This window comes from Stenotrophomonas capsici, from assembly GCF_034961085.1.
GTDB lineage: Bacteria > Pseudomonadota > Gammaproteobacteria > Xanthomonadales > Xanthomonadaceae > Stenotrophomonas > Stenotrophomonas capsici.
Window position 1 is genome coordinate 1 of record NZ_JAYFUH010000034.1, and the last position, 23,962, is coordinate 23,962.

Genomic DNA, 23,962 nt, shown 5'->3' on the forward strand with positions numbered 1-23,962 from the left:
GTTTCATCCGCACCGCCGATGCCGGCAGCCTGGCCGCCGCCGCACGCACCCTGGGCATCAGCCCGGCCGCGGTGGGCCAGAACATCGCCCGCCTGGAAGCCCACCTGGGCGTGCGCCTGCTCAACCGCACCACCCGCCAGCTGGCCCTCACCGAACGTGGCGCGCTGTACCTGGCGCAGGTGCGCCATATCGAGCGCGACCTGCAGCGTGCACAGGCAGCCGTCACCGACCCGGATGCCACGCCGGCCGGCCGGCTGCGCATCGCCAGCAGCGCCGCCTTCGGCCGGCATGTCCTCGCGCCCCTGTTGCCAGCGCTGCAGCAGCGCTATCCCCGCCTGGCGATCGAGCTGTTGCTGACCGACCGCAGCGTCGACCATGCACACGAGGACGTGGACGTGAGCTTCCGCATCGAAACCCAGTTGGAGGAAGGCCTGGTGGCGCGGCCCGTCGCGCAGGTGCCGTTCGTGTTCTGCGCGTCACCGGCCTATCTTGCCGATGCGGGAACACCGCGCTCGCCGGACGACCTGCGCGAGCACCGTTGCCTGTTGTTCCGCCATCCGCTGGACGGGCGCTACCTGCGCTGGGGCTTCACCCGCGACGGCCTGCATTTCGACGCCGACGTGCAGCCGGCGCTGGTCAGCGACGACATCGACGCGCTCGCGGCGATGGCTGCCAACGGGGGCGGCATCACCCGCCTGGCCGCCTTCGTCGCCGCGCCCTACCTGGCGCGCGGTGAGCTGCAACCGCTGTTCACCGCCCCGGGCGGCGACGAGGCCCGTGCTGCTCCGGCACCGATGCGGTTGTTCCTGTGCGTCAGCGACCGGCGCGACCTCACGCCGAAGATCAGGGCGCTGCTGCAGCATGTGGTCGATGCCCTGCCCCCCGCGTGGCGGGTGGACATCGACCACCCGTAGTGCCGGGCCACGCCCGGCGCGGATGCGTTGGCAAAGCCGGGCGCGGCATGGCTGCGTCCGGCCGGGGTCAATCGCAGCGGCCGACGTCGAACAGGCCGCGGGCTTCATGCGGCTCGCAGCGCAGGTACTGCGGCGAGGCGCTGATATGCGTGCCCAGGGCGGCGGCGGCGTGCCACGGCCAGCGCGGGTCGTAGAGGATCCCGCGGGCGAGGCCGATGGCGTCGGCACGGCCTTCGACCAGGATCGCCTCGGCCTGGGCCGGCTCGGTGATCAGGCCCACCGCGATCACCGGCGTGCCGATCTGCGCCTTGATCGCCTCGGCGGCCGGCACCTGGTAGCCCGGGCCCACCGGGATCTGCTGGCGCGGGTCCAGTCCGCCGCTGGAAACATGCAGGAAATGGTTGCCGCGTGCTTCCAGTGCCTTGGCCAACGCGATGCTCTGCTCGACGTCCCAGCCGCCATCGACCCAGTCGGTTGCCGAGATGCGCACGCCCACGGCGACCGTGGCCGGCACCGCCGCACGCACTGCATCGAACACCCGCAGCAGCAGGCGCATGCGGTTCTCCAGCGAACCGCCGTATTCATCGGTGCGGTGGTTGCTCAACGGCGACAGGAACTGGTGCAGCAGGTAACCGTGCGCGGCATGCAGTTCGATCAGGTCCAGGCCCAGGCGCACCGAACGGCGGGCCGCCGCGGCGAACGCCTCGACCACCTCATCGATGCCGGCGGCATCCAGTGCCTGCGGGGTCGGCTCACCCTCCAGGAACGGCAAAGCCGAGGGGGCCAGCACCTGCCAGCCATGTTCCTGGTCCGGCGCGATCGCCCGGCCCCCGTCCCACGGCCGGGCGGTGGACGCCTTGCGCCCGGCGTGGGCCAGCTGCACGCCGATCGGCATCTTCGACCAGCGCCGTACCGAGGCCAACACCTTGCCCAGCGCAGCTTCGGTGGCCTCGTCCCACAGGCCCAGGTCGGCCCAGCTGATGCGCCCTTCCGGCAGCACGGCGGTGGCTTCGAGGATCAGCAGGCCGGCACCGGACTGTGCCAGCTGGCCCAGGTGGATGGTGTGCCAATCACTGGCCTGGCCATCCTCGGCCGAGTACTGGCACATCGGCGCGATGACGATGCGGTTGGAAAGCGACAGCGGGCCCAGCGACAGGGGCGAGAACAGGTGGCTCACGGGAAGATCCGCAAAAAGTGGGGAGCGCACATTGCACGCCCCCGCCGGACCCGATTCAACCGGCGTGGTGGATCACTGCGTCTTGGTCCCGTCGAGCAGGAACCCCAGCGCCTGCGCGCAGGGCATCTGAACCTTCAGCGACAGCAGGTGATCGGCGCGGGTGCGGCCCAGGTTCACCGCCGCGATCGGCAGGCCGGCCTTGGCCGCGGCATCGACGAAACGGAACCCGGAATAGACCATCAACGATGACCCCACCACCAGCACTGCATCGGACTGCTGCAGGTGCGCCTGCACCGCCGCTACGCGTTCGCGCGGCACGTTCTCGCCGAAGAACACCACGTCCGGCTTGAGCAGGCCGCCGCAGTGCTCGCAGTCCGGCACCTGGAAGGCACTGAAGTCGGTTTCCAGGTCGGCATCGCCGTCCGGCGCCATGCCGGCGTCGAGCCGGTCCCAGCCCGGGTTGGCGGCGAGCAGGCGCACCTGCAGCCGTTCACGCGACGAACGCGCTTCGCAGGCCATGCAGCGCACCCGGTCCAGCCGCCCGTGCAGGTCGATCACGGTCTGGCTACCGGCACGCTGGTGCAGGCAGTCCACGTTCTGGGTGAGCAGCAGTTCCACCCGGCCATCGGCTTCCAGTGCCGCCAGCGCGTGGTGGGTGGTGTTGGGCCGGGCCAGGCCGAAGCGTGGCCAACCGAGCAGGCTGCGGGCCCAGTAACGCTGCCGCGTCGCCGCCTCGCCCATGAAGGCCTGGAACGTCACCGGCGGGGTGCGTTTCCACTGGCCGTCGGCATCGCGGTAATCGGGGATGCCCGAGTCGGTGCTGCAGCCGGCGCCGGTCACCACCAGCAGGCGCCGGTGCCGGGCGATGAACTCCGGCAGTTCGGCCACCAGTGCGGGGGACAGGCCACCCAGCGGCGGTGGGGACGAGGTGGTCATCGCAACCGGGTCACAGCGGCGGCAGGGACGGCACGCTGGTCGGATGACCCTCGGCGTCGAGCGCGATCATCACGAAGGTACCCTTGGTGCACAGCTCGCGGGCACCGGTGAGCAGGTCCTCGGTCACCAGCTCCACTTCCACGTGCATCGAGCTGCGGCCCACGCGCACCACGCGGCCGATCGTTTCCACCATCTGGCCGATGCGGATCGGCAGCTTGAAGTCGACCTGGTCCGAGCGCGCGGTGACCACGGTGCGGCGCGAATAGCGGGCGGCAGCGAGGAAGGCCGCCTTGTCCATCCATGCCAGCGCCTGGCCACCGAACAGCGTGCCCATGTGGTTGGTGTGGTTCGGGAAAACGATCTCGGCCATGCGTACTTCAACGGGCGGATCGGTCTGCGGGATCGGAGTCATGGGACGTCGGCAATGGGGGAATGCCGGGATGATACGCCGCACAGGCTGTGCGGCTGGTGTACGCCGATCACGCCGCGCAGGAGCCCCCTCGGGCGCGAAGCGAGAAACGCCAACGACGCCCCGTCCCCCGGGATCCGGCAATGAAACGCCGTGACACACGCGTGACAGGACCATGCGTGGACAGGAGGCATGATGATGGCGAGCCACATCGGCTTCGCGGCCAAGGCCGCTCCTACGCGGCGATCCTGGCTTCGTCCCCGACTGCAATCCGAAAACAGGAACACCCCGGGCGTTCGCACCGGGGTGTCGGGTATAGCCGATGCGCGACGATCAGAACGCTTCGTCGAAGGACACCTCGCCCTGCACGCCGACCTGGTAGGCCGAGACGCGGCGCTCGAAGAAGTTGGTCAGCTCCTGCACGTCCTGCAGCTCCATGAACGGCAGCGGGTTGCGCACGTTGTACTTCTTGGCCATGCCCAGCTTGGCGAAGTGCTGGTCGGCGCAGTGCTGCAGGTACTGGCGCATGTCGCGGGTGGAGATGCCGGCCACGCCGCCGGACAGCACGTCCTCGGCGAACTGCACTTCGCACTCGATGGCTTCCTCCAGCATTTCGTAGACCTGCTGTTCCATCCTGGCGTCGAACAGGTCCGGCTCCTCGGCACGGATGGTGCGCACGCACTCGAAGGCGAACTCCATGTGGCAGCTCTCGTCGCGGAACACCCAGTTGGTGCCCGAGGCCAGGCCCGGCAGCAGGCCACGCGAACGGAAGTAGTACACGTAGGCGAACGCGGCGAAGAAGAACAGGCCCTCGATGCACGCGGCGAAGCAGATCTGGTTGAGCAGGAACTGGCGGCGCTCCTCGCGCGTCTCGATCCGCTTCAGGCCCTGGATGGAGTCGATCCACTTGAAGCAGAAGTCGGCCTTCTTCTTGATCGAATCGATGTTCTCCACCGCGGCGAACGCCTTGAACCTCTCTTCCGGGTCCGGCAGGTAGTTGTCCAGCAGGGTCAGGTAGAACTGCACGTGCAGCGCTTCCTCGTACAACTGGCGCGACAGGTACATGCGCGCTTCCGGCGCATTGAGGTGCTGGTACAGGTTCAGCACCAGGTTGTTGGAGACGATCGAGTCACCGGTGGCGAAAAACGCGACCAGGCGGTGGATCAGGTGGCGGTCGGCCGGCGTCATCTTGTGGTGCAGGTCGGTGATGTCGATCTGGAAATTGATCTCCTCCACCGTCCAGCTGTTCTTGATGGCGTTGCGGTACATCTCGTAGAAGTCCGGGTAACGCATCGGGCGCAGGGTCAGCTCGAAGCCGGGGTCGAGCAGCATCTGGTTGGGTTTCTTGGACATGGGGACTCTCGTTTGCGCTTCTCCGCAGGGAGAAGCTGGCGCATGGCGCCGGATGAGGGTTGGCTCTTCGAGGTTCAGGGCTGCTTGCTCAGCAGTGCCCTCACCCCAACCCCCGCTTCGCGCCCCGGCCCCTGCACGGGTGCAAGGGCGTTCGATGGGCCGCGAACCGGTGGTTCGCAAAATGGCCCCTCTCACCCCGCAAGCGGGAGAGGGGCTTGAGCGGTGCTTACTGGCAGGCTTCGCAGGCTTCCGGGTTTTCCAGCGAGCAGGCGACGGCTTCCACCGGCGTGTAGGCGCTGACCGTGGTCTTGGCGATCTTGGTCGCCGGGCGCGAACGCAGGTAGTAGGTGGTCTTGATGCCCTTCTTCCACGCGTACATGTACATGGACGACATCGCGCCGATGTTCGGGCTTTCCATGAACAGGTTGAGCGAGGCGGACTGGTCGATGAACGCGCCGCGGTCGGCGGCCATGTCGATCAGCGAGCGCATCGGCAGCTCCCACGCGGTGCGGTACACCTCGCGCAGCGTTTCCGGGATCTGCTGCAGGTTGCGGATCGAGCCATCGGCGAGCTTGATCGCATCGCGCATTTCGTCGGTCCACAGGCCCAGCTGCTTCAGCTCGCCGACCAGGTAGCGGTTGATCTGCAGGAAGTCGCCGGACAGCGTCTCGCGCTTGAACAGGTTGGACACCTGCGGCTCGACGCACTCGTAGCAACCGGCGATGGAAGCGATGGTGGCGGTCGGGGCGATGGCGATGATCAGCGAGTTGCGCAGGCCGTGCTGCTTGATGCGCGCGCGCAGGTCGTCCCAGCGCGCGGTGTCTTCCGGCACCACGTTCCAGGCGTCGAACTGCAGCTCGCCGTGGGCGGCGCGGGTGTCGTTGAACGAGGGGTGCCTGCCACGCTCGGTGGCCAGCTCGCACGAGGTTTCCAGCGCGTGAAAGTAGATGGTCTCGGCGATCTTCCTGGACAGCGCGCGGGCCGGCTCCGAATCAAAGGCCAGGCGCTTGCGGAAGAACACGTCCTGCAGGCCCATGCAGCCCAGGCCGACCGGGCGCCAGCGCAGGTTGCCGCGGCGGGCGGTCTCGATCGGGTAGAAGTTCAGGTCGATCACACGGTCGAGCTGGCGCACGGCCAGGCGCACGGTCTCGGCCAGCTTCTCGAAATCGAAGTCACCGTGCTCGTCGAAGTGGTTGCCCAGGTTGATCGAGCCCAGGTTGCACACCGCGGTCTCGTCGTTGGAGCAGACCTCCAGGATCTCGGTGCACAGGTTGGACAGGTGGATGACGTTGCCCGGGCGCAGGGTCTGGTTGCTGGCCAGGTTGCACTTGTCCTTGAAGGTCATCCAGCCGTTGCCGGTCTCGGCCAGGGTGCGCATCATCCGGCCATACAGCTTGCGGGCGTTGATGGTGCGCACGGCCTTGCCCTGCGCCTCGGCCTGCAGGTAGGCCTGCTCGAAGGCCGGGCCGTACAGGTCGGTGAATTCCGGCACCACGCGCGGGTCGAACAGCGACCATTCCTGGTCGGCCTCCACGCGCTGCATGAACAGGTCCGGCACCCAGTTGGCCAGGTTGAGGTTGTGGGTGCGGCGCGATTCGTCGCCGGCGTTGTCACGCAGCTCCAGGAAGTCCTCGATGTCGGCGTGCCAGGTTTCCAGGTACACGCAGGCCGCGCCCTTGCGCTTGCCCCCCTGGTTGACCGCCGCGACCGAGGAGTCCAGCGTCTTCAGCCACGGCACGATGCCGTTGGAGTGGCCGTTGGTGGACCGGATCAGCGAGCCGCGCGCACGCACGCGGGTGTAGCTCACGCCGATGCCGCCGCTGAACTTGGACAGCTGGGCGATGTCGCCGTACTTGGCGTAGATGGACTCGAGCGAATCCTGCGGCGAGTCCAGCAGGAAGCACGAGGACAGCTGCTCGTGGCTGGTGCCGGCGTTGAACAGGGTCGGGCTGGACGGCAGGTAGTCCAGGCTGCCCAGGCGCTGGTACAGCGCCAGTGCCTCGGGCACGTCCTCGCTCAGCGCGCTGGAGATGCGCAGGAAGAACTGCTGCGGGGTCTCGATGACCTTGCGCGAATGCGGGTGGCGCAGCAGGTAGCGGTCGTACAGCGTGCGCAGGCCGAAGTAATCGAAGTTCAGGTCGTACTCGGGGTTGATCGCATCGTTGAGCTTGCGCGCGTTGATCTGCACGAAGTTCAGCAGGCGGTCGTTGATCAGGCCCACTTCGTGGCCGCGCCCCACCGACTGCGAGAACGCGTGGATTTCCTGGCCGGACACTTCCTTGGCGATGAAGTTGGCCAGCAGGCGCGCGGCCAGGCGGCCGTACTCCGGCTCCTCGCCGATCAGCAACGCGGCGGTGCGGATGGACAGCTCGTCCAGTTCCTGGGTGGTGGCGCCGTTGTACAGGCCGGAGATGGTGCGGGTGGCCACGCGCATCGGGTCGACCGAATGCAGCCCCTCGCAGCAGCGCTGGATCGCGCGGACGATCTTGTTCAGGTCCACCGGCTCGGTGTTGCCATTGCGCTTGGTCACGCTCATGGCGGTGGCGGTGGGCGGCGGGGTCAGTTCAAAGCCGGCCTCGGCCGGGGCGACTTCGGTAGCGGAAGTGGTCACGACGGTGTGTCCTTCATGGCGTTGTGCACGGGGTGCCTGCCCTCGCAGGAACCGGGGCCGGTGCGGGTCGTGAGCATGGAAGGGCGGCGTCGCAGCGGCCGCGACGGCATCGACCCGGAGGTCGGCGTCAGCAGCACCACGTCACCAGCCGTCTTCCCCTCGAAGACACCGCAGCCGGCACCGCGCGGTGTGCTTCGCGCGGCTGTCGGCAGGTCTTCGGACTCATGGGCATGAAGGCGGGGGCCTTCTCCTACTCCGCCGCTTCCCAAGGCCGCTGCCTCAGTGCTGTGTGGCGGGGTCGTTCCCAATTACCGCTGCGGGGCAGTGCCGGACTGGCCTGAAGGCGTCACCGGCTTCCCTTTGAATCCAGCGGGGAGCAAACCCGCCGGAACCGACGACCCACAAGATAGTGGGGGTGTATGACAGGGTCAACACGAAATGTTGTGAAAATTCGCCAAGCCTTGTGGCACAAGGGCTGCGCCGCAACTGTCCGGATAATCACGATCCGAACTGTCTGAATCGACTGCGCAGTCAAGGGGTTTGACGGATTTTTTTGTGCGGAAATCAGTTGTTCTGATGGTGTGAAAATCACGTCCCGCCGTCAGGCGTGACTTTCGACCGGGGCCAACCTGCCGCCAAGTCGCGAAGCTGACGCCATCCCAAGGACGACATCGCCATGCGCACCGCTGCCCTCGCCACGCTGCTGCTCCTGCTCCCCGTCGCGGGCCACGCCGCCACGGTGAACGCCCCCTCTCTCTCGGCCGACCAATGTGGCGTGGAAACCGACTACGACGTGCTGGTCGATGGCGGCGGCATCTGGCTGCGACGCGACACGCAGGCGCTGCGCGAGATCGTCTTCCACGACGGCGAGCTGAGCATCGATGGCCGGATGCAGCCGGTCTCGGCGGCCGATGCCCAGCGCCTGCGGGCGCTGGAAAACGGCGTGCGCCAGTTGATGCCAGCGGTCACCGGGATCGCCACCGAGTCGGTGGGCATCACCTTCGATGCGCTGGACGCGGTGTACGAGACGCTGACCGGCGACGCCAACTCGCGCAAGGTACGCAAGCTGCGGCGCGAGGCCGAGGACTTCGTGGCGCATACCATCGGCCGCGGGCGCTGGGAACAGGACGCCTTCGACGAGGGCTTCGAGCAACGCGTGGAAGCCGCCGCCGAATCGCTGGCCGGCTCGATGGCGCGCAGCGTGTTGTGGACGGTGTTCACCGGCGGCTCGGACCGCCTGGACAAGCGCGCCGACAAGCTCGATGCCGAAATGGAACAACGCCTGGAAGCGCGCACGCAGGTGCTGGAACGGCATGCGCAGTCGCTCTGCAACCAGGTACTGGCGCTGGACCGACTGCAATCGGCGCTGGAATTCCGCTACAACGGCCAGCCGCTGCAGATGATGCGCGTCACCGGCGATGCCACCGCCGCCGTGCACGAGCGGGAAGCCGGCAACAGCATCCCGCTGCCGTAAGCGCGACCGAGGTGCCTGCCATTGGCTTGGCAGCCGAAGCCGCGCCCGTCGCAGCGCAGCGACGCCTCCGGATCAGCCCTTGGGCAACCGCGCCAGCTCCTCGCGGACCAGGCGCACCACCAGTTGGTCCAGCGTGTCGACCGAATAGTTGCTCACGTCGTGCGTGGTCTGGGTGCCGGCACCGCTGGCCGGGTCGGCGGCGTCCTTGTAGGTCAGGAAGATGAAACGCCCGCCGGTGTACTGCGCGATCTGGCGTTGCACGATCTCGCCGGTGGTGTCCTGGCCGGACGCGGCCACGCTGAACACCTTGATGCCCTTGCCCAGCGCCGCCAACGCGGTCTGGTCATAGCGCGGGGGCGCGTAGTCCATGTGCGGCGGCGCATCGGCCAAGGACACCAGCACGCGGGTGGTCGACGGGCCGCGCCAGCTCAACGACTGCACCGCATGGTTGAAGGCCTCGTTCATGGCCTCGGGATAGTCGCCGCCGCCATTGGCCTGCACGCCGTCGAGCACCTGCTGGAACGCGCCGACATTGCCGGTCAGGTCCCAGCCGCGCACGAAGTACTCATCACCGCGGTCGCGGTAGGTCACCAGCCCCAGGCAGATGTCCGGGTTGGACGGCAACCGGCTGATGTCGCGCACGATGCCCTGCAGCGAGCCGCGCAGCTTGTCGATCTCATCGCCCATCGAACCGGTGGCATCGACCATGAACACCAGGTCCAGCCGCGCACGGGCCGGCGGCGCGGCGTCGGGCATCACCACCTGCAGCGCGTTCTTCTGCCCACGCTGCAGGGTCGCCTCCACGCTCCGGCCGCCACGGCGCACCTGCACCTGGTAGCGCGGCGTATCGCGGTCATCGAAGGCATTGGGGTGCACCCACACCTGGCCACCGGCATCGGTACGCGCCCACATCCGCGCGCCATTGCCGGCAACGACCGACACCTCCGCATCCGGCACCGGGCGGCCCCGGGTATCCACCACCTGCAGGCGCTGGCGCACGCGGATGTCGCGGCCCAGCTGCGCGGACTCGCCATGACGCTGCAGGAACTGCTGGAACGCCCCGAAGTCGGCGTTGTCGTCGACCACGCCGGCCGTCACCGGCACCTGCGACTGCTGGCGCACCGCGACCTCACTGGCGCGACCGGCCGGCGCCATCGCCTTTGCCGAGGTCCGGTAAGCCGCATCGGCCGCCGGGGCCGGGCGCGGCACGGGCGCCGGCGGTGCCGGGGGCGACGGCGGCATGACCGCCTCGGACACCATCGCCGCTTCGCTCTCGGCGATGGCGTGGCGGCTGCGGCGGGTGTGCTGGACCTGGCCACGATCGGGGTCAGGCACTTCGCTCAGTACCGGGGTGTCGCTGCAGGTGCTGCCTGCCGGTGGCTGGAAGTTGGCGCGTGTTTCGCGCACGCGCTGCACGCCCGGTGCCTGCAGGTCGCCTTCCACCACGGACGACGGTGGCCCGGCGGTGCGCACGGTGGCCAGCACCGGCAAGCCGGCCAGCAGGGTGACGGCCGCGGCCAAGGCCGCGGTACGGGCCGGGGACCGCTTCGATGCGAGGGTGTGCTTCATGGCGTTGGCTCCTGTGCCGGTGTGGCGTGCGGATACAGGAACGGCCGGGGATACGGAACGGGGTTAAGCGGTGGTGCGCCGTAGCGCCGAGCGTGGCCCGGCACTCCCGGCGGTGCCCTCAATGACGGTGCGGGGTACCGAGGTACTCGGCGCTCTGCATCTCGATCAGGCGGCTGGCAGTGCGCTCGAAGGCGCCGGCCAGGCGGGTGCCCGAATACAACAGCGGCGGCGGATCCTGCGCGGTGCAGACCAGGTTGACCTGGCGGTCGTACAACTCGTCGATCAGGTTGACGAAACGGCGCGCCGCGTCTTCGTTCATCCGGTCGAAATGCGGGATGCCGCCGAGCAGCACGGTGTTGAACTCGCGCGCGATCTCGATGTAGTCCGACGGGCCACGCGGCCCCTCGCACAACGCCGGGAAGTCGAACCAGACGATGCTCTTGCCGCGCCCTCGCACCGGGATCTTGCGGCCTTCGATGGCGATGTTGCCGCTGCGCGGGTCGTCGCTGCCGCTCAGTTCCTTCCAGCGGCCCAGCAGCCATGCATCGCTGTCATCCTCCAGCGGCGCGCGGTACACCGGCGAGCGGGTCAGCGCACGCATGCGGTAGTCCTCGGTGCCTTCGGCGTACAGCTCCACGCAGTACTTCTGCAGCAGCGCGATCGCCGGCAGGAAGCCCTCGCGCTGCAGGCCGTTGAGGTACAGGTTCTCCACCGCGGTATTGGAGGTGGTCACCAGCGTCACGCCCTCGGCGAACAGGCGCTCCAGCAGGCGCGCCAGCAACATCGCATCGCCGATGTCGGTGACGAAGAACTCGTCCAGCACCAGCACGCGCAGGTTGTTGCGCCACTCCTGGGCGATCTTGGCCAGCGGGTCGCTCTGGCCCTGGTGCTCGCGCAGGCGCTCGTGGATGCCACGCATGAAGCGGTGGAAGTGGGTGCGGTACTTCTGCTCGATCGGCAGGCCGTCGTAGAACAGGTCGACCAGGAAGGTCTTGCCGCGGCCCACGCCACCCCAGAAATACAGGCCCTTGACCGGCTCGGGCTTCTTCCAGAAGGCGGACAGGCGGTCCAGCCAGCCGTCCTGCGCAGAATCCACCAGCGCCTCATGGATGCGGTCCAGCTCGGCCAGCGCCGCATGCTGGGCCGGGTCATCGCGCCAGTCGCCACGGGCCACGCCGGCGGCGTAGCGTTGTGAGGGGGTCAGTGCGTCCATGCGGTCAGCTGCTGCTGTCGGGCAGCCAGCGCCGCACTTCATGCTGGATCGCGCCACGCAGGTCGATCAGCTTGCGATGGAAGAAATGCGAGGTGTCGGGCATGCGCACCAGCTGCGGCGGGTTGTCCAGCGACGCCAGCCACTGGTAGACCGCCTGCGCGTCGACCACTTCGTCGGCCTCGCCCTGCACCACCAGCCAGTTCGACGGCGGCTGCACCTGACTGAAATCCCAGGTCCTGCGGCCCACCGGCGGGGCGATCGAGATCAGGGCCTGCGGCTGCAGCGCACCGGCCGCACGCAACGACACGTAGGCGCCAAAACTGAAACCGGCCAGCCACAGCGTGGCGTCCGGCCGCTGGCTGCGCACCCAGTGCGCCACCGCGCGCAGGTCATCGCCTTCGCCTTCGCCATTGTCGTAGACGCCGGCCGATGCACCGACGCTGCGGAAGTTGAAACGCACGGTGGTGATGCCCAGGTCGCGCAGCGCGCGCGAGACCATGGTGACCACCTTGTTGTGCATGCTGCCGCCTTCGATCGAGAGCGGGTGGCAGATGACGGCGATGACCGGCCGCGGCGCGGCGTCGCCATCGGGCAGGTCGACGGCAACCTCCAGCGGCCCGGCCGGGCCTTCCAGGGTCAGCGTCGCCGATTCGTGGGGGAATGGGGGCGTTTGCATGCAGCCATAATACCGGCCCCGACCGGCGGCATCACCGCCGTGGTCTTCACGGTAGCCGAAACAATGCATTTCCTGTTCCTGAGCGTGGCCTGCAGCGTGCTGGTGTCGGTGTTGCTGAAACTGGCGCCACGCCGCGGCATCGACATCGCCCAGGCCGTGACCTGGAACTACCTGGCCGCCAGCGTGTTGTCGCTGCTGGTGCTCAAGCCTTCCCTGCAATCGCTGCAGGGCGGGCACACGCCATGGCTGGCCCTGCTGGGTCTGGCGGTGGCGCTGCCCGGCATTTTCCTGGTGCTGGCGCGGGCGGTGCGGCAGGCCGGCATCGTGCGCAGCGACGTGGCGCAGCGGCTGTCGCTGCTGCTGTCATTGACCGCGGCGTTCGTGTGGTTCGGCGAACAGGCCAACGGCTGGAAGCTGGCCGGGTTGGCGCTGGGGCTACTGGCCATCGTCGGGGTGAGCGCACGCAACGGCGATGCGACGACGCCGACCGGTTCGAGCTGGGGCTGGCTGCTGGGCGTGTGGGCCGGCTTCGCGCTGGTGGACATCCTGCTCAAGCAGGTCGCCGCCGCCGGCACCCCGTCGACCTCGGCGCTGCTGGTGAGCTTTGGCATCGCCTTCGTGCTGATGCTGGCCTGGCAGCTGCAACGCCACTTCACCGGCGCCTCGCGATTGGATGCCCGCAATCTGGCCTATGGCCTGCTGCTGGGTGCGATCAACTTCGGCAACATCCTGTTCTACGTGCGTGCGCACCAGGCATTGCCGCACAGCCCGGCGACGATCTTCGCCGGGATGAACATCGGCGTGGTGTGCCTGGGCGCACTGGTGGGCGTGTGGGTGTTCGGCGAGAAGACCAGCGTGCTCAACCGCGTGGGCCTGCTGCTGGCGGTGGCGGCGATTGGCTTGATCGCGCGCGGGACGCTGTAGTGCCTCTTTCCGCGGTGAGGCTTCAACCGCAATCGCAACGGCAACGGCAACCCTCCCCGGCCCTCCCCTGCGCCTTCGGCGCAAGGGAGGGGGCAAAGCCTTTTCCTCCCTTTGCCTCAAGGGAGGGGGCGAAGCCTTTTCCTGCCTTTGCCTCAAGGGAGGGCGGTCTTCGCGTACGGGAACTTACGGCTCGAAGCCCAGCAGCAGCGGATCATGGTCCGAACTGCGCCATGGGCCCGGGACGTTGCGGCCCTGGTAACCGGCCTCGTCGGCTTCATCGGCGTTGGTATGCCACTCCGCCGCCCCCTTCAGGCGCGCCGCCATGCCCGGGCTCAGCAGCGCGTGGTCCAGCCGACCGGTCAGGCCGTTGTAGACATAGCTGTAAGGCTGCTGCACGCCGGCCAGCTTGAAGGCGTCCTGCCAGCCGTCGGCGGCGAGCTGGCGGATCGGGTCTTCCATCGCATAGGCATTGAAGTCGCCCAGCAGCACGGCGTCCTTGCTGCCACTGCCGGTCGGGTCTTCCTGCAGCCAGGCATTGAGCAGGCGCGCCGATTCCACGCGGGTGGCGTTCCAGCAGCCCTGCCCATCATTGCGGTCGGCATCGGCACCGCTGGCTTCCGAGCAGCCCTTGGACTTGAAGTGGTTGGCTACCACCACGAACGGCGTGCCCTTGCGGCCCATGCGGAACGCCTGCGCCATCGGCACGCGGCTGCGCTCGCCGAACGGCTCGCGCTCCAGCACCGCCGGCCTGCCGACCGGGCTCACCTTCGAGCGACGGTAGATGATGCCAACGCGGATCGGGTTGTCGCCCGGCCCGTGGCCGGCATCGACGAACGCCCAGTCGCCGTCCCTGCCCTGCCCTTCGTTGATCGCACGCACCAGCTGGTCGATCGCCGAACCGGGGCCGTAGCCGTCGTTCTCCAGTTCCATCAGCGCCGCCACGTCGGCGTTGAGACTGCGAATGGTGGTCACCAGCTTGGCCTGCTGGGCCGCCTGCTGCTCGGCGGTCCTGGCGCCACGCAGGGTCGGATAGCCGCCGCCCTTGCCGTCACCGTTGAAGTAGTTCTCCAGGTTGAACGCCGCGATGCGCAGGCCGCCGGCCACCGTCGGCGGCTGCTGCGGACGCTGCGCCTCGGCGACGGTCAGCGGTGCGGTCAGCTGCAGGCGGATGTCACCATCAAAACGCTGGTCGACGATGCCCTGCACGTCGGTGAGCTGCGCGCCGGTGCGCAGCAGCGTGCCTTCGGCCAGGTACGGCACGCTGCGCGGATCACGCTGGCTGCTGCCATCGTCCAGGCGGATGCGACGGCGGGCGTTGTCGGCGATCACCGCCGCCTGCTCCGGGCTGCCAGCGGCGGCCACTTCGCTGGGCTGCCACAGGCGGCCACCGAAGGCCGCGGTCAGCTCACCGTAACGCGACAGGCCATCCTGGCCGGCCAGGGTCAGCGGCACGGCGATGCGGACCTGCATGCCTTCCAGGGCTTCCCAGTTGGCCGGCACGTCCTGCAGCACGGTCACCGCCGGGGCCGGGCGTGCGGCGATGGCGGTGACCTTGTCGGCCTGCAGGGTGGTCAGGCGGTTGTCGCTCTTGCCGGCCGGCAGCTCCTGCACGGTACCGGTGATACGCAGCCACTGCCCGGGCTGCACCGCCTGGTCCTTGGGCAGCTGCACGAACAAACCGTCGGAAGTCCCCGCATCGCCATCGCCGGCGTCCTGCACAAAGATGCCACCCAGGCCTTCGCGCAGGTCAGCGCTCACGGCCGCCTCGATGGTGACGGTCTTGCCTTCATGGGCGCTGCGCGCGCCGTTGCCCTGGACCTTGCCGATCGGCAACACCGCCGGCGGGGCGGCCAGCGCGGGACCGGCGCAGGCCAAAGCCAGTGCCAGGGCGAGAAGGGTGGGGGTACGGCGCATGGGCAACTCCGGTTGGCGGCGGCGGGCAAACAAAAAGCGCCGCCCGTCGAGGGCGGCGCCGGATATTGTGCAGCAGCCGATGTGACCGCAAGCCACCGAATCTGGCGGCTTACTTCAGGTTGTCGAGCATCCAGTCCACGGCGGCGTGGATCTGCTCCTCGCTGAGCCCGGCATTGCCGCCCTTCGGCGGCATGATGCCGCCGTCCGGGCCGGTGTAGCCCTCGATGGCGTGCTTGTAGAGGGTGTCCTTGCCCTGCGCCAGACGGCTGTCCCAGTGCGCGTGGTCCAGCGTCGGCGCCTTGCCCACGCCGGTGGTATGGCAGGCGGTGCACAGGTTGTCGAAGATCGTCTTGCCGTCGAGGGTGCCGCCATAGGCACCGCTGGCCGAAGCCGCCGCGGCGGCGGCCGCTGCAGCCGCGGCCTGGGCCGAGGCACCGGTCGCACCCGCATACACCGCACCGATCGGCGCGATGCGCTGTTCAACGCGCTTGGCCACGGTGGGCGAGACTTCGGCGGGGATGGAGTGCTGCAGGAAGTAAGCGAAGATGATCAGGCCAACCGTGATGACGGCCAGAATGACGATGACGATGGAAAAGCGCTTGAGAAACTCGAGGTCGTAATTCCGCACGTCTCAATACCCCAGGCGAGTAGTCGAAGGACTATGGCTGCCGGCGAGTATAGACCAGCGTTGGGCCGCGCCTGCAACGGGTTGGCGGCCTCAATGAATGCGGCAACGCACCATCCCGCCGGCCTCAACGCGGCGCTGCGGCACCGGCTGCACGCAGGCATAGCGCACCGATCGCATCGACCAGATGTTCGCCATCGCGCAGGCCATCGCGGCTGGGGGCAACGGGCCCGACCAGTGCCTCGGTGAAGGCACCGACGATGCAGGCCGCGCTCACGTCCAGGTCCTGCGGCGGCAACTCGCCGGCATGCACGCCGTCGGCAAGGATTCGCTTGAACACGTCACCGAACAGGCGCCGGCAACGGATGCGCTCGGCCTCCACTTCCGGATCCACCGGCTCGGCGATGAAGGCATAGGCCAGCCATGGCCCGGCCATCGCGCGCCGCACGAACGAAGCCACCGCCGCGTGCAGGCGTTGTGGCGCCGGGCGCGCTTGCCCGGCAATCGCCGACAGGATCTCCAGCTCATGTTCCACCGCCGCGGTCAGCACCTCGACGAACAGCTCCGCCTTGGACGGGAAGTGGCGGTAGATCAACCCGGTGGAGACTCCGGCCTCGGCCGCCACGGCAGTGACCGGTGCATTGCGGTAGCCGCCGGCCGCGACCAGTCGCCGGGCGGCCGCCAGGATCGCCTCGCGGTTGCCGGCGAGGCGCTTTTCCATCAGTTCCGAGCGTTTGTAGGCCATGGAGTGATTCTAAGTTCAATTTTTGAATTTGTATTCACTTTTTCACGAAGACCGGCTAGGCTGCGCGCAAACGCCCGTGCGGACGGCCGCAGCCGTCACCCCCACCCCGGAGCGCCCCCTCGCCTGGTTGTACTGGAGCCGCCCCATGCACGTCCCCACCCTGTCCTTCGATCTCGGCGAAGAGATCGACATGCTGCGCGAAAGCGTGGCCCAGTTCGCCGCCGCGCACATCGCCCCGTTGGCCGCGGAAGCCGACGCCACCAATCACTTCCCCAACCCGCTCTGGCGCCAGCTTGGCGAGCAGGGCCTGCTCGGCATGACCGTGGAAGAGGAGTACGGCGGCACCGGCATGGGCTACCTGGCGCATGTGGTGGCGATGGAGGAAATCTCGCGCGCCTCCGGCGGCATCGGCCTGTCCTACGGCGCGCATTCCAACCTGTGCCTCAACCAGCTGCGCAAGAACGCCAGCCAGGCACAGAAGCAGAAATACCTGCCCAGGCTGTGCAGCGGCGAACACGTCGGCGCACTGGCGATGAGCGAGCCGGGTGCCGGCTCGGACGTGGTGTCGATGAAGCTGCGCGCCGACAAGCGCGGCGACCACTACGTGCTCAACGGCAACAAGATGTGGATCACCAACGGCCCGGATGCGGACGTGCTGGTGGTCTATGCCAAGACCGACCCGGATGCCGGTTCACGTGGCATCACCGCCTTCATCATCGAGAAGGGCATGAAGGGCTTCTCCACCGCGCAGAAGCTGGACAAGCTGGGCATGCGTTCGTCCAACACCTGCGAGCTGGTGTTCCAGGACTGCGAAGTGCCGGTGGAGAACGTGCTGGGTGAGGTGGGCGGCGGCGTGAAGGTGCTGATGTCCGGGCTGGACTACGAGCGCGTGGTGCTGTCCGGTGGCCCCCTGGGCCTGATGGCCGCGGCGCTGGACGTAGTGCTGCCATACGTGCACGAGCGCAAGCAATTTGGTGAAGCCATCGGTACGTTCCAGCTGATCCAGGCCAAGCTGGCCGACATGTACGTCGGCTTCAATGCTTGCCGGGCATACGTCTATGCGGTGGCCAAGGCCTGCGACCAGGGCCGCACCACGCGCCAGGACGCCGCCGGCGCGATCCTGTACTCGGCCGAGAAGGCAACCTGGGCCGCTGGCGAGGCGATCCAGATCCTCGGCGGCAATGGCTACATCAACGAGTACCCGGCCGGCCGTTTGTGGCGTGATGCCAAGTTGTACGAGATCGGCGCCGGCACGTCGGAGATCCGCCGCATGCTGATCGGGCGTGAGTTGTTCCAGAAGACCGCATGATGCCGCTTGAGCCCCTCTCACGTTCACAGGAGAGGGGTTGGGGTGAGGGGAAACTCCGAGCACGCGGACTCAACGTCCGAAGAGCACCCCTCATCCGCCCCTTCGGGGCACCTTCTCCCTTGAAAGGGAGAAGGGATGCAACAGCCCTGCTCCGGCCTTCGCGAGCACAGGCATGTTCCAGAACCTCCAGGATTCCGCCGCCATGACCATCCTCACCACTCAACTGCAACCCGGCAGCGACAGCTTCGAAGCCAACCGTGCTGCCATGCAGGCGCAGGTTGACGATCTGCGCGCCACGCTGGAAGCCACCGCGCGTGGCGGCAGCGACGCGGCGCGGGCCAAGCACACCGCGCGCGGCAAGCTGCTGGTGCGCGAACGCATCGATGCGCTGCTCGACCCCGGCAGCCCGTTCCTGGAAGTCGCGCCGCTGGCCGCGCATGGCATGTACGACGACCCGGTGCCTGGCGCCGGCATGGTCACCGGCATCGGCCGCGTGTCCGGGGTGGAGTGCCTGATCGTGGCCAACGATGCCACCGTCAAGGGCGGCACCTACTACCCGGTCACGGTGAAGAAGCACCTGCGCGCGCAGGAGATCGCGCAGCAGAACCGCCTGCCCTGCATCTATCTGGTCGACTCCGGCGGCGCGTTCCTGCCGCTGCAGGACGAGGTGTTCCCGGACCGCGACCATTTCGGCCGCATCTTCTACAACCAGGCCAACCTGTCGGCGCAGGGCATCCCGCAGATCGCCTGCGTGATGGGCAGCTGCACTGCCGGCGGCGCGTATGTGCCGGCGATGAGCGACGAGACGGTCATCGTCAAGGAACAGGGCACCATCTTCCTCGGTGGTCCGCCGCTGGTGAAGGCCGCCACCGGTGAAGTGGTCAGCGCCGAGGAACTGGGCGGTGCCGATGTGCACACACGCATTTCCGGCGTCGCCGACCACATGGCCGACAACGACCTGCAGGCGCTGGCGCGGGTGCGTGCCATCATCGCCAGCCTCAATTGGCGCAAGCCCACGCCAGGCGTTGCGCTGCAGGACGATGAAGCACCGCTGTTCGACGCGCATGAGCTGTACGGCGTGATCCCCAGCGATACGCGCAAGCCCTATGACGTGCGCGAAGTGATCATGCGCGTGGTCGATGGCTCGCGCTTCGACGAATTCAAGCCGCGCTACGGCAACACGCTGGTCACCGGGTTCGCGCACGTGCATGGCCATCCGGTCGGCATCATCGCCAACAACGGCATCCTGTTCTCGGAGTCGGCGCTGAAGGGCGCGCACTTCATCGAGCTGTGCTGCCAGCGCAACATCCCGCTGGTGTTCCTGCAGAACATCACCGGCTTCATGGTCGGCCGCAAGTACGAACACGGCGGCATCGCAAAAGACGGCGCCAAGCTGGTGATGGCCGTGGCCAACGCGCGCGTGCCCAAGTACACGGTGGTGATCGGTGGTTCGTTTGGCGCCGGCAATTACGGCATGTGCGGCCGGGCGTATTCGCCGCACTTCCTGTGGATGTGGCCGAACGCACGGATCGGGGTGATGGGCGGCGAACAGGCGGCCAGCGTGTTGGCGACGGTGAAGCGTGATGGCATCGAGGCCAAGGGCGGGCAGTGGTCGACGGACGAGGAGGATGCATTCAAGCAGCCGATCCGCGACCAGTTCGAGCAGCAGGGGCATCCCTACTACGCCAGTGCGCGGTTGTGGGATGACGGCGTGATCGACCCCGCCGACACGCGACGCATCCTCGGCCTGGCGCTTGCCGCCAGCCTCAACGCACCTACGCAGGACACGCGTTTTGGCGTGTTCCGCATGTAACGGCGACCGGAGACCTTCCATGTTCAACAAGATCCTGATCGCCAACCGCGGTGAAATCGCCTGCCGCGTCATCAGCACCTGCCGGCGCCTCGGCATCGCCACGGTGGCGGTGTACTCCGATGCAGACCGCAACGCGCGACATGTGCGGCTGGCCGACGAGGCGGTGCATATCGGCGCCGCGCCGGCGGCGGAAAGTTATCTGCGCGCCGATGCGATTCTCGAGGCGGCGCGCCGCACCGGCGCGCAGGCCATCCACCCGGGCTACGGCTTCCTGTCCGAGAACGCCGGCTTTGCGCGTGCTTGCGCGGACGCAGGCGTGGTGTTCATCGGCCCACCGGCCAGCGCCATCGACGCGATGGGCGACAAGAGCGCGGCCAAGGCGCTGATGCAGGCCGCGCAGGTGCCGTTGACGCCCGGGTACCACGGCGAGCGACAGGAACCGGACTTCCTGCGTGCGCAGGCCGACGCCATCGGCTATCCGGTGCTGATCAAGGCCAGTGCCGGTGGCGGTGGCAAGGGCATGCGCAAGGTCGAGGCCAGCGCGGATTTCGAGGCCGCCCTGGCCAGCTGCCAGCGTGAGGCGCAGGCGGCATTCGGCAATGCGCATGTATTGGTGGAGAAGTACGTCGAGCGCCCGCGCCACATTGAAATCCAGGTGTTCGGCGACAGCCAGGGCAACGTGGTGTATCTGTTCGAGCGCGACTGCTCGGTGCAGCGCCGCCACCAGAAGGTGCTGGAAGAAGCCCCCGCTCCCGGCATGACGCCCGAGCGCCGCGCCGCGATGGGCAAAGCCGCCACCGACGCCGCACGTGCGGTGGGTTACGTGGGCGCTGGCACGGTGGAGTTCATCGCCGGGCCGGATGGCGATTTCTATTTCATGGAAATGAACACCCGCCTGCAGGTCGAGCACCCGGTTACCGAGCTGATCACCGGCACCGACCTGGTCGAATGGCAGCTGCGCGTCGCCTTCGGCGAGCCGTTGCCCAGGGCGCAGGAGCAACTGCAGATTCACGGCCATGCGCTGGAAGCCCGGTTGTACGCCGAAGACGCCGACCGCGGTTTCCTGCCGTCCACCGGCACGTTGCGCCACCTGCGCCTGCCGCAGGCCACTGCCCACGTGCGCGTGGACGCCGGCGTCGAGCAAGGCGATGCGATCACCCCGTACTACGACCCGATGATCGCCAAGCTGATCGTCTGGGACATGGACCGCGACCGCGCCCTGCAGCGCATGCAACGTGCATTGCTGGACTGCCAGGTGGTCGGGGTGACCACCAACGCCGCGTTCCTGCGCCGGCTGGTGATGACCGATTCGTTCCGCCATGCCAACCTGGACACCGCGCTGATCGAGCGCGAGCGCGAGGCGCTGGACATCCAGCACAACGCCGCCACGCCGGCCGACTGGGCGGTGGCCGCGGTGCTGGTTGCCGGTGAACAAGGTCAGGCGCGTGCCGATGCGTCAGCATGGGATATCGCCGACGGCTGGCGCCTGACCGGCCCGGCCGCACGTGCGGTCACGCTGGAACACCTGCAACAGCAACGCACGCTGCGGGTGCGGCGCATGGCCGGCGGTTGGCAGGTACACGACGGCGACGGGCTGCTGCAGGTCCAGGGCCGCACCCACGATGCCGGCTATGCGCTGCAGATCGGCGACCGGCTGCACCGCGGCGACAGCGTGCGCGATGGCAACGCGCTGCACGTCTTCGGCGATGTCCGCCAACTGCGCTTCACCGTGCACGACCCGGTCGCCGATGCCGCCGACACCTCCGACCATGGCGGCAGCCTGCTCGCACCGATGCCCGGCCGCGTGGTCACGCTGCTGGTCGCGCCCGGCAGCACCGTCACCCGCGGCACGCCGCTGCTGGTGATGGAGGCGATGAAGATGGAGCACACGCTGCAGGCGCCCGCCGATGGTCTGGTGCAGGGCTTCCGTGCCAAGGCCGGCGACCAGGTGGGCGACGGCGCGGTGCTGGTGGATTTCGAGGCGGGCACGGCTTCCTGATCTGTCATGAGAGCCACGCGGCAGGCCATGGGGGGCCGGTGACAGCTCAGGCATCGACGCCCGGTGCCCGCCAGATCTGCTCCGCCGGATCAAGCTCCATCGTTACCATCTCGGTGCTTCGCCACCCAAAGCCACAGACGGCCAGTACGCCCTCCGTCATCGGGTCCAGGCCAAAGGCCTGCTCGAGCAGGCCTTCATTGATCGCACAAGTGACGTAGGCGCCCAGACCGGCGTCGGTGGCCGATAGATACAGCGTCTGTGACAAATGTCCGGCCTCCAGCACCACGGCGCGATAGGCCTTGGCATGATGCCGATACTTCCAGAAGTTGCGGGCATAGCGCGGGGCCAGGGCAACCAGCACATGTGCATCGGCGAACCAATGCTGTTGCGCCAGCGCATCCAACATCAGTGCCGCCACTGGCCTGGTCAGGCCAGGCAGCGGCTCCAGCGCATGCGCCATCGGCTGGTAATGATAGGCACCGTCAGCCAGCCCCTGGACATTGCGGATCAGCAGGTAGGCTTCGACCGGTTGCAACCCGCCTCCGGAAGGGCTGCTCTTCTTGAGGAACACAGTGTCATCAGTCACCCGTTCTGTCGCACGGACACCGAATACGCGACCAAGCAGCTGCGACAGCAAGACAAGCGGAAGTGGCCGTGCAGTGTCAAAGTTGCGGCACGTCACCCGTCGCGCCAGCAGCTGGTCGAACGCGTTGTCCGCTTCCGTCGGCAGCCTGACCTGCTCGCTCTCCTCCACGCGGCTGATTGCTTCAGAAGGCGGCGGACCGAGCTGCTGCCTCAGTTCAGCGGCAGTGGTCGTACCGGTCTCCTGCATGGCTTGCACCGCATCAGCATCGTCCCATCGCGTGAACGCATGGAACGTGGCTGCCAGCGGATGCCAATACCCCTCCCGCATCGCCTCATCCTGCTGACGGAACGCCGCATGGCGGCGGTGTCGCGCGATCACCAGCCCTTTGTGCAGCAAGGAACGCAGCAGTGGCCTCATGTCCCCGGCGAACGCGGCTGCCTCGGTCCATGCCTCCGGACTGATCCTGCCGAGCAGCATGCACTCTGCCTCATCAATGCCCACCTCATGGCCGAGATGCGGCGCCAATGCCACCCAATGTTGCCGCCGGACCAGTCCATCGCTCCCGGCCAACAATCCAGCCAGGTTGAACTCAACCCTTTCCCGGGGCTCCAGATGCAGGATCGAACAACGCCTTACCTTCACACTTTCCCCTCATCGAACGTATAGTTGTGCGATCACTGAATGGGGAGTTGCAGCCTGCACCACGCAGCGCTCCGCTCCCTGCCTGGAAATCGAGCAGAAGCCCGCAAAGGACACAACATGGCGACGAAGAAACCCAGCACTCCGGTCGCACCCGTCGCACTTGAACCTGCCATTGCCGATCGCCTGCTTGACCTGCTGAGTACGGACAATGCGTTCCGTCGTGCGTTCCGGAAGGACCCGGCAGCGGCCCTGGTACAGATCGGCCACGCGCCGACGCAGGGGAATGTCGACGCCGAGCTGGCTTTCCTCCGCGCGAGCCTGACCGTGCAGCATCTGGCAACCAAGGAGCGCATCGCCAAGGCACGCGCGGAAATACGCCGCATGCTCACCCAAGGCCTGGCGATGATCCCCATTCAATTGAACGTGGAAAGCAAGGCCTCGCGACGGGTCCGCAAGTAGTCGGGCAGTGCCCGGGTCTTCCAGTCGCCATCGAAGCGCTCAAGCTCACTGCGCGCTTCGACGCGGCGCCCGAGTTGGTCCAGCAGTTCGATCCTGCGGAGCCGGGCCAGATTTGCGTCGGCGACGTTCAGGCTTTGACCACACCAGCCACAGCCTCCGAACTCAGCGTATGCCCAGCCCCGGTTTGAGGTCAGCCACTGTGCCTGGCGCAGGGCCGCATCGGCGTTACCCTGGGTCGCATAGGCCTCCATCAGGGCAACCCGCAACTGGAAGGATTCATGCTGCCCATGCAGGGACAATAGCCCTTCCAACGCCTGCGTGTTCTTCCCGGCAGCCAGTGCCTCGCGCGCCCGGAGCACCTGCAGGAACCCGCTCACCGGTTGCATCGCGGCGAGCTGTGGCGCCGTATCGAGCCGGGCGATCAACTGCCTTGCCGGCGCGTGGTCGCCCAATCGCTGGGCCAGTACCGCCGCATGGGCAGCGGTCGCTGCCTCGGTACGCGCCGACAGCCCCGCTGCACCATCAAGCGCGGCGATGGCATCACGCACGACATTTCGGCACGTAGCCAGGGCGGCACGGCGATCACCGGACAGCCAATGCAACACCGCAATCTG

At 67.8% G+C, this 23,962-nt stretch carries 19 protein-coding genes, 1 pseudogene and 1 riboswitch; of the genes and pseudogenes, 7 read left to right on the plus strand and 13 right to left on the minus strand.

Annotation, left to right across the window (positions count from 1 at the left end):
• The coding region (locus tag VA603_RS00540; protein ID WP_323437621.1) for a LysR family transcriptional regulator at positions 1-914 on the plus strand (914 nt) is incomplete at its 5' end.
• Positions 915-981: 67 nt separating this feature from the next.
• Here VA603_RS00540 and VA603_RS00545 read toward each other — a convergent pair.
• The 5 genes from VA603_RS00545 to VA603_RS00565 form a co-directional block, all read right to left on the minus strand.
• A complete protein-coding gene (locus tag VA603_RS00545; RefSeq protein ID WP_323437622.1) occupies positions 982-2,091 on the minus strand; it encodes an NADH:flavin oxidoreductase/NADH oxidase in 1,110 nt (369 codons plus the stop codon).
• 72 nt (positions 2,092-2,163) lie between these two features.
• Positions 2,164-3,027 carry an NAD-dependent protein deacetylase gene (locus VA603_RS00550; RefSeq protein WP_425603632.1) on the minus strand — a complete coding sequence of 288 codons (864 nt, stop codon included), beginning with the start codon at positions 3,025-3,027 and terminating at the stop codon, positions 2,164-2,166.
• A 10-nt stretch (positions 3,028-3,037) separates the two neighbouring features.
• The gene (locus VA603_RS00555; protein WP_132863610.1) at positions 3,038-3,439 is read right to left on the minus strand and encodes an acyl-CoA thioesterase; all 402 of its coding nucleotides are present in this window, start codon (positions 3,437-3,439) and stop codon (positions 3,038-3,040) included.
• Between the two features lie 330 nt (positions 3,440-3,769).
• The gene (locus VA603_RS00560; RefSeq protein ID WP_132863611.1) at positions 3,770-4,789 is read right to left on the minus strand and encodes a ribonucleotide-diphosphate reductase subunit beta; all 1,020 of its coding nucleotides are present in this window, start codon (positions 4,787-4,789) and stop codon (positions 3,770-3,772) included.
• Between the two features lie 226 nt (positions 4,790-5,015).
• Positions 5,016-7,325: a ribonucleoside-diphosphate reductase subunit alpha gene (locus VA603_RS00565; protein ID WP_225591762.1), complete on the minus strand. Its 2,310-nt coding sequence runs from the start codon at positions 7,323-7,325 to the stop codon at positions 5,016-5,018.
• A 265-nt stretch (positions 7,326-7,590) separates the two neighbouring features.
• Positions 7,591-7,811: riboswitch (cobalamin riboswitch) on the minus strand.
• A gap of 265 nt (positions 7,812-8,076) precedes the next feature.
• Here VA603_RS00565 and VA603_RS00570 point away from each other — a divergent pair.
• Positions 8,077-8,874, plus strand: a complete 798-nt coding sequence (locus tag VA603_RS00570) for a DUF2884 family protein (protein ID WP_323437623.1) — start codon at positions 8,077-8,079, stop codon at positions 8,872-8,874.
• A gap of 72 nt (positions 8,875-8,946) precedes the next feature.
• Here the strand turns inward: VA603_RS00570 and VA603_RS00575 are convergent, their stop codons facing one another.
• From VA603_RS00575 to VA603_RS00585, 3 genes are all read right to left on the minus strand, one after another.
• Positions 8,947-10,443 (minus strand): vWA domain-containing protein, encoded by a 1,497-nt coding sequence (locus VA603_RS00575; protein ID WP_323437624.1) that lies wholly within the window; start codon positions 10,441-10,443, stop codon positions 8,947-8,949.
• Positions 10,444-10,561: 118 nt separating this feature from the next.
• Positions 10,562-11,656: a cell division protein ZapE gene (gene zapE / locus VA603_RS00580; protein WP_132863618.1), complete on the minus strand. Its 1,095-nt coding sequence runs from the start codon at positions 11,654-11,656 to the stop codon at positions 10,562-10,564.
• A gap of 4 nt (positions 11,657-11,660) precedes the next feature.
• On the minus strand, positions 11,661-12,332 hold the full coding sequence (locus VA603_RS00585; protein ID WP_132863620.1) for an alpha/beta hydrolase: 672 nt from the start codon (positions 12,330-12,332) through the stop codon (positions 11,661-11,663).
• A 63-nt stretch (positions 12,333-12,395) separates the two neighbouring features.
• Here VA603_RS00585 and VA603_RS00590 point away from each other — a divergent pair, with 63 nt between their 5' ends.
• A complete protein-coding gene (locus VA603_RS00590; RefSeq protein ID WP_323437625.1) occupies positions 12,396-13,256 on the plus strand; it encodes an EamA family transporter in 861 nt (286 codons plus the stop codon).
• A 183-nt stretch (positions 13,257-13,439) separates the two neighbouring features.
• On the opposite strand, the gene VA603_RS00595 is transcribed toward VA603_RS00590, so the two are convergent.
• The 3 genes from VA603_RS00595 to VA603_RS00605 form a co-directional block, all read right to left on the minus strand.
• Positions 13,440-15,170: an ExeM/NucH family extracellular endonuclease gene (locus tag VA603_RS00595; protein ID WP_323437626.1), complete on the minus strand. Its 1,731-nt coding sequence runs from the start codon at positions 15,168-15,170 to the stop codon at positions 13,440-13,442.
• A 109-nt stretch (positions 15,171-15,279) separates the two neighbouring features.
• The gene (locus VA603_RS00600; RefSeq protein WP_132863625.1) at positions 15,280-15,798 is read right to left on the minus strand and encodes a c-type cytochrome; all 519 of its coding nucleotides are present in this window, start codon (positions 15,796-15,798) and stop codon (positions 15,280-15,282) included.
• Positions 15,799-15,922: 124 nt separating this feature from the next.
• Complete coding sequence (locus tag VA603_RS00605; RefSeq protein ID WP_132863627.1) at positions 15,923-16,540, minus strand: TetR/AcrR family transcriptional regulator; 618 nt, start codon at positions 16,538-16,540, stop codon at positions 15,923-15,925.
• Positions 16,541-16,685: 145 nt separating this feature from the next.
• Between VA603_RS00605 and VA603_RS00610 the strand changes: the two genes are divergently transcribed.
• From VA603_RS00610 to VA603_RS00620, 3 genes are all read left to right on the plus strand, one after another.
• Positions 16,686-17,849, plus strand: coding sequence for an isovaleryl-CoA dehydrogenase (locus VA603_RS00610; protein ID WP_323437627.1), 1,164 nt, complete (start codon positions 16,686-16,688; stop codon positions 17,847-17,849).
• Positions 17,850-18,051: 202 nt separating this feature from the next.
• Complete coding sequence (locus VA603_RS00615) at positions 18,052-19,662, plus strand: carboxyl transferase domain-containing protein (protein WP_323437628.1); 1,611 nt, start codon at positions 18,052-18,054, stop codon at positions 19,660-19,662.
• Positions 19,663-19,681: 19 nt separating this feature from the next.
• Positions 19,682-21,661, plus strand: a complete 1,980-nt coding sequence (locus VA603_RS00620) for an acetyl/propionyl/methylcrotonyl-CoA carboxylase subunit alpha (protein ID WP_323437629.1) — start codon at positions 19,682-19,684, stop codon at positions 21,659-21,661.
• Positions 21,662-21,707: 46 nt separating this feature from the next.
• On the opposite strand, the gene VA603_RS00625 is transcribed toward VA603_RS00620, so the two are convergent.
• Positions 21,708-22,889 carry a putative peptide maturation dehydrogenase gene (locus tag VA603_RS00625; RefSeq protein ID WP_323437630.1) on the minus strand — a complete coding sequence of 394 codons (1,182 nt, stop codon included), beginning with the start codon at positions 22,887-22,889 and terminating at the stop codon, positions 21,708-21,710.
• A 117-nt stretch (positions 22,890-23,006) separates the two neighbouring features.
• Here VA603_RS00625 and VA603_RS00630 point away from each other — a divergent pair, with 117 nt between their 5' ends.
• Positions 23,007-23,348 (plus strand): NHLP-related RiPP peptide, encoded by a 342-nt coding sequence (locus tag VA603_RS00630; RefSeq protein WP_323437631.1) that lies wholly within the window; start codon positions 23,007-23,009, stop codon positions 23,346-23,348.
• Here VA603_RS00630 and VA603_RS00635 read toward each other — a convergent pair.
• Positions 23,303-23,962, minus strand: a pseudogene (locus tag VA603_RS00635) (hypothetical protein); the annotation flags it as partial. The gene VA603_RS00630 and the pseudogene VA603_RS00635 sit on opposite strands and share 46 nt — an antisense overlap.